The sequence below is a fragment of the Mycobacterium sp. genome, assembly GCF_002863225.1.
Lineage (GTDB): Bacteria > Actinomycetota > Actinomycetes > Mycobacteriales > Mycobacteriaceae > Mycobacterium.
This window is the reverse complement of the sequence record NZ_PKEK01000048.1, coordinates 40,669-52,913: the sequence shown is the minus strand read 5'-3', so window position 1 is coordinate 52,913 and position 12,245 is coordinate 40,669. Positions and strand designations below refer to the sequence as shown.

At 67.6% G+C, this 12,245-nt stretch carries 10 protein-coding genes; 2 read left to right on the top strand and 8 right to left on the bottom strand.

The features are described from left to right. Positions 1-3: 3 nt before the first annotated feature. The 4 genes from infB to rimP all read right to left on the bottom strand — a co-directional run bounded on the left by infB (position 4) and on the right by rimP (position 4,835). Positions 4-2,697: a translation initiation factor IF-2 gene (infB, locus tag CYU59_RS14615; protein ID WP_292990765.1), complete on the bottom strand. Its 2,694-nt coding sequence runs from the start codon at positions 2,695-2,697 to the stop codon at positions 4-6. 66 nt (positions 2,698-2,763) lie between these two features. Next, positions 2,764-3,144: a YlxR family protein gene (locus CYU59_RS14610; protein ID WP_292990763.1), complete on the bottom strand. Its 381-nt coding sequence runs from the start codon at positions 3,142-3,144 to the stop codon at positions 2,764-2,766. Between the two features lie 58 nt (positions 3,145-3,202). Then, complete coding sequence (gene nusA / locus CYU59_RS14605; RefSeq protein WP_292990761.1) at positions 3,203-4,246, bottom strand: transcription termination factor NusA; 1,044 nt, start codon at positions 4,244-4,246, stop codon at positions 3,203-3,205. Positions 4,247-4,301: 55 nt separating this feature from the next. Further along, positions 4,302-4,835 (bottom strand): ribosome maturation factor RimP, encoded by a 534-nt coding sequence (rimP, locus tag CYU59_RS14600; protein WP_292990759.1) that lies wholly within the window; start codon positions 4,833-4,835, stop codon positions 4,302-4,304. A gap of 168 nt (positions 4,836-5,003) precedes the next feature. Here rimP and CYU59_RS14595 point away from each other — a divergent pair, with 168 nt between their 5' ends. Together CYU59_RS14595 and CYU59_RS14590 are read left to right on the top strand one after the other, a co-directional pair. Then, positions 5,004-5,525: a hypothetical protein gene (locus CYU59_RS14595; protein WP_292990757.1), complete on the top strand. Its 522-nt coding sequence runs from the start codon at positions 5,004-5,006 to the stop codon at positions 5,523-5,525. Continuing rightward, positions 5,522-5,980, top strand: a complete 459-nt coding sequence (locus CYU59_RS14590; protein ID WP_292990755.1) for a ferritin-like domain-containing protein — start codon at positions 5,522-5,524, stop codon at positions 5,978-5,980. Before CYU59_RS14595 ends, CYU59_RS14590 begins: the two co-directional genes overlap by 4 nt. Here CYU59_RS14590 and CYU59_RS14585 read toward each other — a convergent pair. From CYU59_RS14585 to mqo, 4 genes are all read right to left on the bottom strand, one after another. Continuing rightward, entirely contained in the window at positions 5,977-7,728 is a 1,752-nt protein-coding gene (locus tag CYU59_RS14585; protein WP_292990752.1) for a proline--tRNA ligase, read from the bottom strand. The genes CYU59_RS14590 and CYU59_RS14585 overlap by 4 nt on opposite strands. 105 nt (positions 7,729-7,833) lie before the next feature. Continuing rightward, complete coding sequence (locus tag CYU59_RS14580; RefSeq protein WP_292990749.1) at positions 7,834-9,435, bottom strand: MFS transporter; 1,602 nt, start codon at positions 9,433-9,435, stop codon at positions 7,834-7,836. Positions 9,436-9,468: 33 nt separating this feature from the next. Further along, on the bottom strand, positions 9,469-10,680 hold the full coding sequence (cobA, locus tag CYU59_RS14575; RefSeq protein WP_292990746.1) for a uroporphyrinogen-III C-methyltransferase: 1,212 nt from the start codon (positions 10,678-10,680) through the stop codon (positions 9,469-9,471). Positions 10,681-10,723: 43 nt separating this feature from the next. Then, positions 10,724-12,217 (bottom strand): malate dehydrogenase (quinone), encoded by a 1,494-nt coding sequence (gene mqo / locus CYU59_RS14570; protein WP_292990743.1) that lies wholly within the window; start codon positions 12,215-12,217, stop codon positions 10,724-10,726. Between the last annotated feature and the right edge of the window lie 28 nt (positions 12,218-12,245).

Here is a 12,245-nt window from a genome sequence, read left to right as displayed (position 1 = left end):
TACTCAGACGCGCTCCTTCTCCACCAACTCGTAGGTCTCGATGACGTCGCCCTCTTTGAGGTCGTTGTAAGTCAGCGTCAGACCGCATTCGTAACCGTCGCGGACCTCGGTGACATCGTCCTTCTCCCGCCGCAGCGAGGACACCGTGAGGTTTTCGGCCACCACGATGTTGTCGCGAAGCAGCCGGGCCTTGGCGTTGCGGCGGACGACCCCGGACTGCACCAGGCAACCCGCGATGATGCCGACCTTGGACGACCGGAACAGCTGGCGAATCTCGGCGCGGCCCAACTGGTTCTCTTCGTAGATCGGCTTGAGCATGCCCTTGAGCGCGCTCTGGATCTCGTCGATGGCCTGGTAGATCACCGAGTAGTAGCGGATGTCCACACCCTCGCGGTTGGCCAGCTCGGTCGCCTTGCCCTCCGCGCGGACGTTGAACCCGATGATGATCGCGTCCGACGCCGACGCCAGGTTCACGTTGGTCTCGGTGACGCCACCGACACCGCGGTCGATGACGCGCAGTTCCACCTCGTCGTCGATCTCGATGCCCAGCAGGGCTTCCTCCAGAGCCTCGACGGTTCCGGAGTTGTCGCCCTTCAGGATCAGGTTCAGCTGACTGGTTTCCTTCAGCGCGGCATCCAGGTCGTCCAGGCTGATGCGCTTACGGGAACGTGCCGCCAGGGCGTTGCGCTTGCGGGCGCTGCGCCGGTCGGCGATCTGGCGGGCGATCCGGTCCTCGTCGACGACGAGCAGGTTGTCACCGGCACCGGGCACCGACGTGAAACCGATGACCTGGACGGGCCGCGAGGGCAGTGCCTCGTGGACGTCCTCGCCGTGCTCGTCGACCATCCGTCGAACGCGGCCGTAGGCGTCACCGGCGACAATCGAGTCACCGACCCGCAGCGTGCCGCGCTGGATCAGCACGGTGGCCACCGGGCCGCGACCACGGTCGAGGTGCGCCTCGATGGCTACACCCTGAGCCTCCATGTCGGGGTTGGCCCGCAGGTCCAAGGCTGCGTCGGCGGTCAGCAGAACCGCTTCCTCCAAGGCCTCGATGTTGGTGCCGGCCTTCGCGGAGATGTCGACGAACATCGTGTCGCCACCGAAATCCTCTGCCACCAAGTTGTATTCGGTGAGCTGAGCCCGGATCTTCGCCGGATCGGCACCCTCTTTGTCGATCTTGTTGACCGCCACCACAATTGGCACGTCCGCCGCTTGCGCGTGGTTGATGGCCTCCACCGTCTGCGGCATCACACCGTCGTCGGCGGCGACCACCAGGATCGCGATGTCGGTGGCCTTGGCACCACGGGCACGCATGGCGGTGAACGCCTCGTGACCCGGGGTGTCGATGAAGGTGATCAGCCGCTCGCTGCCTTCGAAATCGACACCGACCTGGTAGGCACCGATGTGCTGGGTGATGCCACCGGCCTCGCCCTCGCGGACGCTGGCGTTACGGATGGTGTCCAGCAGGCGGGTTTTACCGTGGTCGACGTGACCCATGACGGTCACCACCGGCGGGCGGATCTCGAGATCCTCTTCGCCGCCTTCGTCTTCGCCGTAGGTCAGGTCGAAGGACTCCAGCAGCTCGCGGTCCTCGTCCTCAGGACTGACGACCTGGACCACGTAGTTCATCTCGCTGCCCAGCAGCTCGAGTGTCTCGTCGCCGACCGACTGCGTGGCAGTCACCATCTCGCCGAGGTTGAACAGCGCCTGCACCAGCGAGGCCGGGTTGGCGTCGATCTTTTCGGCGAAGTCGGACAGCGAAGCGCCACGGGCCAGCCGGATCGTCTCGCCGTTGCCGTGCGGCAACCGCACCCCACCGACAACCGGGGCCTGCATGTTCTCGTATTCGGCGCGTTTCGCCCGCTTCGACTTACGGCCGCGTCGCGGAGCACCGCCGGGACGTCCGAATGCGCCGGCAGCACCACCACGCTGGCCGGGGCGTCCGCCGCCCCCGCCGCCGGGACGACCGCGGTAGCCGCCGCCTCCGGGTGGAGCGCCGACACCGCCGCCGCCGCCACCGCCGCCGCGGTAGTTACCGCCACCGCCGCCGCCGGGACGACCGCCGCCGGCAGGGGCGCCCGGGCGACCGCCGGGTCCACCGGGACGGGGACCACCGGGACGCGGCGGGCGACCGGCCGCGGCCGGACGTGGGGGCATGTTGCCTGGTGAAGCGCCACCGGGGCGCGGGGCACCGGGACGCGGCGCACCTGGTCGCGGCGCCTGTGGCCGTGGCATGGCGGGCCGCTCGACGGGTTGGGCCGAGGAGAACGGGTTGTTGCCGACGCGCGGTGTGCGGGCCGCCGGCTTCGGAGCCGCCGGGCGCGGGCCGGGCGTGGGGCCGGGTCGCGAGGGGCTGGCCGGTGGCGCCGCGGCAGCCGGCGGCTGCTCTACCGGGGGTGCGGGGGGCGCCGGCGGTTCGGGCACCGGCGGCGCGGACGGCTTGGGGGCGGCAGGCTTCGCCGCTGGTACCGGGGCCTTCGCAGCGGGCTTTGCCGCCGTCGAGCCGTTGCCGGATGCTTTGTCCGGGGCGGGCTTGCCGCCACCGAATGACTCACGCAGTCGACGCGCCACGGGCGCTTCTACCGTCGACGATGCGGATTTGACGAATTCGCCCTGTTCGCCTAAACGGGCGAGAACTTCCTTGCTGGTAACACCGAGTTCCTTAGCCAACTCGTGCACGCGGGCCTTGCCTGCCACTACATCTCCTGTCTATGAGGCGACAGCGGTAGTAGGCCGCGCCTCGGGTTTAGCTATGACACATGGTCATCGGGACTTCACGGTGTGCTCATGTTCTTTGCTGCCTGTTCTGTTGGCGGGGTGGTCGGCGCATCCAGAGCCTCGCAGAGACTCAAGGTACTCGACCACCGCTGACGTTTCCGGCGCGCCGGCGATGCGCAGCGCTCGAGCAAAAGCTCGCCGCCGGATTGCTTCTTTGGCGCACTGTGGCGCGGGATGCAGCCAAGCACCCCGCCCCGGCAGAGTACCTGCTGGGTCAACGGTCACGGCATAGCTGCCGGTCCCGGTCGACACAGCCACCACTCGGAGCAGTTCGACGGCCAACTCTCGCTTTCGGCATCCGACGCACGTCCGTACCGGTCCTTCGGTACGTCGATGCGCCGATGCTGAAGACTCGCGCTGGATCACGGCTCAGTTTACCTGCACCCGAGTGGTGCTCAGCACCGCCTACGCGTTGGTCAGAACGCTAGAGCTCCTGCGCCAGTCCCTGCGTCGCGTCGTGCCCGAGCCCGTCGTCGTCCTGTTCGGGCGCGTCCCCGCGAATGTCGATCCGCCAGCCGGTGAGGCGGGCCGCCAGCCGGGCGTTCTGGCCTTCCTTGCCGATTGCCAGCGACAATTGGAAGTCGGGTACCACCACCCGCGCGGCGCGGGCGTTCTGGTCGATGACGGTGACCGACACCACCTTGGCCGGCGACAGCGCGTTGGCGACGAACCGCGCCGGGTCGTCGTCGAAGTCGATGATGTCGATTTTCTCTCCGGACAGCTCGCTCATCACGTTGCGCACCCGCTGCCCCATCGGCCCGATGCAGGCACCCTTGGCGTTCAGGCCGGGCACCCGCGAGGCGACCGCGATCTTCGAGCGGTGGCCGGCTTCGCGCGCCACCGCCACGATCTCCACCGAGCCGTCGGCGATTTCGGGCACCTCCAGTGAGAACAGCTTGCGGACCAGATTGGGGTGCGTGCGTGACAGCGTGATCACCGGCTCGCGCGCTCCACGGCTGACGCCGACGACGTAGCAGCGCACCCGGTCGCCATGCTCGTACGTCTCACCGGGAACCTGCTCGGCCGTGAGGATCACGCCTTCGGAGCCCTTGGTCTCACTGCCCATCCGCACGACGATCAGACCTCGTGAGTTGGCCCGGCTGTCGCGCTGGATCACTCCGGCGACGATCTCACCCTCGTGGGTGGAGAACTCGCCGAAGGTGCGCTCGTTCTCCGCGTCGCGAAGCCGCTGCAGCATCACCTGGCGAGCGGTGGTCGCAGCAATTCGGCCGAACCCCTCGGGTGTGTCCTCCCACTCGCTGAGCACGTTGCCGTCTTCGTCCAACTCCCGGGCCAGCACCCGGACCCCACCCGACTTCCGGTCGATGTCGATATGGGCGTCCGGCTGATGGCCTTCGGTGTGGCGATACGCACTGAGCACTGCGGCCTTGACGTCTTCGAGTAGGTCGTCGAAGGAAATCCCACGCTCCACCACGATGGCGTGCAGGGCGGCCATGTCGATGTTCATCCGCCACTCCTCTCGCTCCGGGATCGCACTGGCCGGTCTACCGGTGTCGGCGGGTTCATGTCCTGCCCTCCGTCTCTCCGCTTCGATCGGCTGTCGCGAGCTCCAACTCCCGCTGAGGTGGCGGTGAAAACTCAACCTGGACAACGGCTTTGGCGACATCACTGAGTGCAATCGCCTGCACTGTCCAGTCCCGGCCGTCGCGGGTCACCAAGTTCAGCACGCCGTCGCGGGTTTCGCCGACCCGCCCGGTGACCTGCGTGCCGTCAGCCAGCGCCAGCTCGATCTTGCGGCCCCGCGCGCGGCGGAAGTGCTTCTCGGTGGTCAGCGGGCGGTCGACACCCGGCGAGCTGACTTCCAAGACGTAACTGCCGCCGATGTCGCGGGCGGCGTCCAGCAGGTTCGAGGCCGACCGGGACAGCTGGGCAACGGTGTCCAGCTCGAGTGCGGTGTCGCCATCGGCGATCACGGTGATTCGGGGTGGCCGCGCCCGCTCATCGATGACGACGTCTTCGATTTCGTAACCGGCGCGCGCGAATTCGCTATTGAGCAGCTCGATCATCTGCGTCTGTGACGGTAGCCCGGTGGCCACGGCGAGCTCCTCATCTTGAGTTGTCCAGTCAGCCAGCCCCGCGGCGCCGACTTCGGCGATCGCTGTGAGCAGCCTTCAACGATACGCCAGGAATGCCTTGTTAGACGTGATCGTTGCCAGGTCACCTGGTGTTACAGCCCGTCCCCGCCGCAATGGCAGGATGTGGCAATGCCGCGCACCGATCCAGTTTTCGAGCCGGTCGTCAACCGGCGGCGGATGCTGACAGGTGGTGTGGCGCTCGCGGTGTTCGCCGTCGCCACCCCTGCGTGCAGTCCCCCGCCCCCACCGCCGCCGGCGGTCGACGAACTCGAAGCCCAGTTGACTCTGGCGCGCCACGACAGCGAACTAGCTACCGCGGCCGCCGCTGGAGCCTCGCCGGCCGTCACCGCGGCGCTCCAGCAGGTCGCCGCCGAGCGCACGCAGCATGCACAAGCCTTGACCGCCGAGATCAAGCGCCTGGCGCCCACCTCGTCGTCTTCAGCTACCAGTCCCACCCCCACCACATCGGCGGTCTCGGCTCCCCCGCCGCCACTGGCGACCGTGATCAGCTCACTCAAGGGATCGGCGGACAGCGCGGCCTCGTTGGCGGCCGAATCGTCGGGTTATCGCGCGGGGCTGCTCGGCTCGATCGCCGCCGCCTGCACCGCGTCGCACTCGGTGGCGCTGGCTTTCGGGGCGTCCGCGTCGTGACCTCCACCGAGCCGTCGAACGCCGGCACTCCGGCCGACAAGGCATTGAGCGCCGCGCTGGCCAACGAGCATGCCGTCGTCTACGGCTATGGGATGGTCTCGGCGCGCTGCGCACCCGACGTCAACACCTTGGTGTCGTCGGCGCTCAACCAACACCGCGAACGGCGTGACCAGGCCATCGCTATGCTGGCCGGCCGTAAGGTCACCGCTCCGGTGGCGGCCGCCGGCTACCAACTGCCGATGCCGGTGGTCACGCCCACCGACGCGATGAGGCTGGCGGTCAGGATGGAATCGGACAGCGAGGCTGCCTGGCGGGCATTCATCGAACAGGCACAGAGCAACGAAGACCGGACCTTCGGCGTGACGGCGCTGACCCGAAGCGCCGTGCTGGCTGCCCGCTGGAAGCAGCAGCTCGGCGACTCGCCGATCACGACGGCTTTCCCGGGCGCCGACTAGCGGCCGGCGATTGCGGCAGTGATGTCGGTGGCCAGCCCGGCGCCGACGACCACCTCGCGGGTCTCGCCGCTGAACCGGTTGCGGAGTTCCACTTTGCCGTCCCCCCAGCCACGGCCCACCACCACGATCCACGGGACACCGAGGAGCTCGGCGTCCTTGAACTTGACGCCAGGCGACACCGTTCGATCGTCGAGCAGGACCTCGATGCCGAGCCGATCCAGGTCGCCGGCCAAAGTCGTTGCCCCACTGCGCGCTTCGGCGTCCTTATTGGCGATCACCAGGTGCACGTCGAACGGCGACACCTCCGAGGGCCAGCGCAGCCCGAGCTCGTCGTGGTGCTGCTCGGCAATGACCGCCACCAGCCGCGACACCCCGACTCCGTAGGAGCCCATCGTCAGCCGTACCGGCTTACCGTCCTCGCCGAGCACGTCCACCGTGAAGGCGTCGGTGTATTTACGGCCCAACTGGAAGATGTGACCGATCTCGATGCCGCGCGCGGCGACCAGCGCACCGCGGCCGTCCGGAGAGGGGTCGCCATCGCGCACCTCGGCGGCTTCGATGGTGCCGTCGGCGACGAAGTCACGGCCGGCGACCAGGCCGACAACGTGCTTGCCCTTCTCGTCCGCGCCGGTGATCCAGCTGGTGCCGTCCACCACCCGCGGGTCCACCAGATAGCGAACACCGTTGTCCAGCAACGCCTTCGGCCCAATGTATCCCTTCACCAGGAACGGATACCTGGCGAAGTCGGCGTCGTCGAGCAGGGCGTACTCGACCGGGTCGAGCGCGGCGCCCAGTCGCTTGTCGTCGACTTCGCGGTCCCCCGGCACCCCGATGCCCAGCAGCTCCCAATCACCGCCCGGCTGACGGACTTTCAGCAACACATTCTTCAGAGTGTCGGCGGCGGAGACGCTGCGGCCCAAATCTGCGGTGTTCGCCCACTCGACCAGCGTCGCGATGGTCGGGGTGTTGCCGGTCTCGTGCACCACCGCCTCGGGTTGCCCCTCGACGGGCCGGCTTTCCGGCCGCGCGGTGATGACGGCTTCGACGTTGGCGGCGTAGCCGGATTCCGGGCAGCGCACGAAAGTGTCTTCGCCGATCGGACTTTCGGCCAGAAACTCTTCTGACGCCGAGCCGCCCATGGCGCCCGATACCGCGGACACGATGACGTAGTCGATGTCGAGTCGGCCGAAGATGCGCTGATACGCCTCGCGGTGCGCGTGGTAGGCGTCCTTGAGTCCGCTGTCGTCGATGTCGAAGGAGTAGGAATCCTTCATGATGAATTCACGGCCGCGCAGGATGCCGGCCCGTGGCCGCGCCTCGTCGCGGTACTTGGTCTGGATTTGATACAGCGTCAGCGGAAAGTCCTTGTAGGAGCTGTACTCTGCCTTGACCGTCAGCGCGAAGAGCTCTTCGTGTGTCGGGCCGAGCATGTAGTCGTTGCCGCGCCGGTCCTTCAGCCGGAACACCCCGTCGCCGTATTCGGTCCACCGGTTCGTGGTCTCGTACGGTGCACGCGGCAGCAGGGCCGGGAACAAGATCTCCTGCCCGCCGATCGCGTTCATCTCCTCACGCACGACGCGTTCGATGTTGCGTAACACCCGCAGTCCCAGCGGCAGCCAGCTGTAGAGACCCGGCGCGATAGGTCGCACGTAGCCGGCGCGGATCAGCAGCTTGTGGCTGGCTACTTCGGCTTCGGCGGGGTCGTCACGCAGTGTGCGCACGAACAGCTCGGACATCCGGGTGATCACAGCGGGCAAGCCTAACTTTTCGTGAATGGTCTCCGCCAAACAGTAACCACGGCTGCGATCCTCGAGGGACTACAGCCGTGGCTTCTGAGCGGTTGTGACGACGCGCTAGAGCTCGCCGGCGTCGATGGCGTCCTTGACTTCCTGCGCGTGCGCTACCTGCTCGGCGGTGTAGCCGATGAACAGCGACACCACGCCGACGAGGACGGTCACACCGGCAACCCACAGCAACCCGTAGGTGTAGCCCTGATCAAGGGCGTGCAGTTGCGCGGCGTTCATGTTCTTCACCGGGCCGTTGATACCGCCGAGATACAGCGTGCGCGACGTGATGACGGCCTGGATGATCGCGAGAACGACGGGGCCGCCGAGGTTTTGCAGCATCAGCGCGATCGCCGAGGTGGGACCGATCTGGTCGAAGCCGACGCCCGCGATCGCCGACAGCGCCACCGGGACAACGACCATGCCGATGCCGATACCGGCGATCACGACGGGAACGATCAGGTTCGGGAAGTACGGCATGGCGCCGTTGAACGTCGACCCGTAGATCATCGCGCCGACCACCAGCGCGCCGCCGGCGATGACGATGGCCCGGGGCTGGAAGCGTGATACCAGCTGCGACGAGCCGCCCAGTCCGATGCCCATCGCGATGGCGAACGGGATGAACCCGACGCCGGCACGCAGCGCGCTGTAGCCCATGATGTCCTGCACGTAGAGCGCGACCAGGACGGTGACGGTGAACAACAGCCCACCGGCCATGAAGATCGCCACGAAGGTGGCCAGCCGGTTGCGGTCGAAGAACAGCGCGAACGGCACGACGGGGTTCTCGGCGGAACGCTCGACGAACGCGAAGGCGATGAACGCCACGAGGGCCAGTCCGGCGCAGCCAAGGGTGGGCAACGAGACCCAGCCGGCCTCGGGCCCAGTCGAAAACGCGAACACCGCGGCGGTGCAGGCCAAGGTCGCCAAGACGGCGCCGCCCGCGTCCAGCTTCATCCGCTCGCGGTTGGTCTCTCGTAGCGCGGTGCGGGCCAGGTAGATCATCGCCAGCCCGATCGGGACGTTCACCAAGAACGCCAGGCGCCAGGACAACTCGGTGAGCGCTCCACCGACGACCAATCCACCGACCGAACCGACACCGGTCATCGCGCCGAACACCGCGGTGGCGGCGTTGCGGGCGGGTCCCTTGGCGAAGGTGGTGGCGACCAGCGCGAAACCGGTCGGCGAGGCGATCGCGGCGCCCACACCTTGCAGCAGCCGGGCGATCACCAAGGTGACGTCGTCCCAGGCGATGCCGCACAGCGCGGAAGCGATGGTGAACAGGGTGACGCCGACGATGAAGGTCCGTTTGCGGCCGATGGTGTCGCCGAGGCGCCCACCCAGCAGCATCAGTCCGCCGAAGGTCAGCACGTAGGCGGTGATCACCCAGCTACGGCCGGCGTCGGACAGGCTCAGCTCGTTCTGGATCTTGGGGAGGGCGACGATCGCGATGGTGCCGTCCATGGTCGCCATCAGCTGCATACCGGCGATCGCGATGACCGCGGTGAAGAATCGCCGCGTCGGCATCCACGGAGCCGTCTTCGTCGGCGTGGCTGCAGCGTCGTGCTGTGGGGCGGTCTTTTCTGGGTGCGTATCGGGCATGTGAACTGCTCGCTTCGAGGGTTCAGTAGTCCATCGTTGGACAGCCCGCTCTGCATCGTTGAGAGCCGTCATAAGAACTTACCCTACAGTAATCTTAGGGAACTTTTAAATGCCGAAGGCCGCCACCGAGCCGATTATGACGATCGCGGGAGGTCGAATGCCCTCCGATCGGATCTTCTCCGGCGCGTCCGCCAGCGTGGCCCGCAACGTGTGCTCGGCGGCCGTCGTCCCCTGCTGAACCACAACCACCGGCGTATCCGCAGGTCGGCCGCCTTTTAGCAGGACCTCGGCGAAGAGTTCGATGCGCTCGACCGCCATCAGCAAAACGATGGTTCCGGTCATGGCTGCTAACGCATCCCAATTCACTAACGATTCGGGGTGGTCCGGCGCCAAGTGCCCGCTGACCACCACGAACTCGTGGTTGATCGCGCGGTGGGTGACCGGCACACCCGCCGAAGCAGGCACCGCTATGGCACTGGTCACACCCGGCACAACCGTCACTGGAATCCCGGCGTCGACGCAGGCGATCACTTCCTCATAACCGCGGGCGAACACGAACGGGTCGCCGCCCTTGAGGCGCACCACGAAGTGGCCCGCCCGCGCGCGCTCGATCATCACCGCATTGATGGCGTCCTGGGCCATCGCCCGCCCATAGGGAATCTTGGCGGCGTCGATCACCTCGACACTGGGTGCCAATTCGGCCAGGAGTTCCGGCGGTGCCAGCCGGTCGGCCACGACCACGTCGGCCTGAGCGAGCAACCGGCGGCCCCGCACGGTGATCAGCTCCGGATCGCCGGGACCGCCGCCGATCAGCGCCACCCCGCCGCGAACCACGTCGTCGCTCTCGAAGCTCTCCGGAGCGATGACGCCCTGCTGCAGCGCCTCGCGGATCGCCGAGCGGATGCCCGCCGACCGGCGGTGCTCACCGCCGGCCAGGACACCCACCGACAGGCCGGCGTATTCGAACGACGCCGGGGTCACCGCGCTGCCCTCGATCGCGATGTCGGCCCGCACGCAGAAGATTCGGTTGCGCTCGGCTTCGGCGACGATCGCCTCGTTCACCTGTGCGTCGTCGGTGGCCGCGATCGCGTACCAGGCGCCATCGAGGTCGCCGTCCCGGTAATCGCGCAGCGACAGTGTGATTCCATCCATCGCCTCGACCGCGCGGGTGGCGCTACGGCTGATGACATGGATGTCGGCGCCGCTGGCCACCAGAAGAGGCAGCCGGCGTTGCGCGACGCTGCCACCACCGACCATGACGACTTTCTTGCCGGCCAGCCGCAGCCCGACGAGGTAAGGGTTCTCCGGGGTCGTCATGTCCGTCAGATATACCCGAGCACCGAGTGCGCACGCGTATCGCTCATGACTCCAGCTCCAACGCCTTGGTGGTCCACGCCCGCAGCTCCTCGTACAAGGCGGGCTCGTCGGACAGGGTGACGCCCAGCGACGGCACCATCTCGGTGAGCGTCGGCAGCCAATTGCGATACCGGTCGGGGAAACAGCGCTGCAGCACATCGAGCATCGCCGTCACCGCCGTCGATGCTCCCGGCGATGCGCCGAGCAGCCCGGCGATGCTGCCGTCCGCGGCGGTCAGCACGGTCGTGTCGAACTCCACCCGACCACCGCGGCGCCCGTCCGGGCGGATGACCTGGACGCGCTGCCCGGACGTGATCAGGCCCCAATCGGAATCGTCTGCGCTGGGGGCGAATTCGCGTAGCGCTCCGACACGGGTCGCCTTGGTCGATCTCAGCTGCCCGATCAGGTAGCGGATCAGCTCTCGCTGCCCGAGCCCAGCCCCGGCCACCGTCATCAGGTTCGCGGGTGTGACAGATCGGGGCAGATCGCTGACATGCCCGTGCTTGAGGAACTTCGGCGACCACCCGGCAAACGGCCCGAACATCAGCCACGGCTTACCGTTCACGACGCGGGTGTCCAGGTGCGCCGCTGTCATCCCCGGCGCGCCGGGTGCGGGCAGGCCGTAGACCTTGGCGCGGTGCCGGCCGGTGATTGCCGGGTTGCCGCTGCGCAGGAATCGTCCGCCGACCGGGAAGCCGCCAAAACCCTTGGCCTCCTTGATGCCTGACTTCTGCAGCAACGGCAGCGCCTGTCCCCCGGCGCCGACGAAGACGAACGCGGCGTCCAGCTTGTGGCTGCTGCCGCTGCGCCGGTTGCGAATGGTCAGCCTCCAACTGCCGTCGCGCTGCCTGGTCAGGCCGCGGACCTCGTGGCCGAACAGCGCGGTGGTGCCGTTGGCGACCCCGTAGCCGACGAGCTGCCGGGAAAGAGCACCGAAGTCGACGTCGGTGCCTTCGGCGGCCCAGTTCAACGCGACAGGTTCGGAGAAATCCCGCTCGGCGGCCATATAGGGCAACCGGCGGGCGAATTCCTCAGCGCCCTCGACGAATTCGTTCCGGGCGAACAGCGGATTATCGGCCAGCGCCGCGCGCCGGCGGCGCAGATAGTCGACCCGCTCGGCGCCCTGGACGAAGCTGACGTGCGGGACGGAATTGAGAAACGCCCGCACGTCGGACACCATGCCGCTGTCGGCCGCGTGAGCCCAGAACTGTCGGGTCACCTGAAACTGCTCGTTGACCCGGACCGCTTTGGTGATGTCGATCGTGCCGTCAGCCAGCTGCGGGGTGTAGAACAGCTCGCACAAGCCGGCGTGCCCGGTGCCGGCGTTGTGCCACGGGTCGCTGCTCTCGGCCGCGGCACCGTCGAGTCGTTCGACGACGGTGATCGACCAATCCGGCTCCAGCCGACGCAACAGCGCAGACAGCGTGGCGCTCATGATCCCGGTCCCGACCAGCACGGCGTCGACCTTCGGGGTAACCCTGGGCTGCGGACCTGGCACCGAGCTGTTCATCCTCTCCACTGATGTG

Coding starts and splice junctions, on each gene's coding strand:
- nusA (WP_292990761.1), bottom strand. CDS start 4,246: ATGAACATCGACATGGCCGCCCTGCACGCCATCGTGGTGGAGCGTGGG.
- CYU59_RS14595 (WP_292990757.1), top strand. CDS start 5,004: ATGCCGCGCACCGATCCAGTTTTCGAGCCGGTCGTCAACCGGCGGCGG.
- CYU59_RS14580 (WP_292990749.1), bottom strand. CDS start 9,435: ATGACGGCTCTCAACGATGCAGAGCGGGCTGTCCAACGATGGACTACT.
- cobA (WP_292990746.1), bottom strand. CDS start 10,680: ATGACGACCCCGGAGAACCCTTACCTCGTCGGGCTGCGGCTGGCCGGC.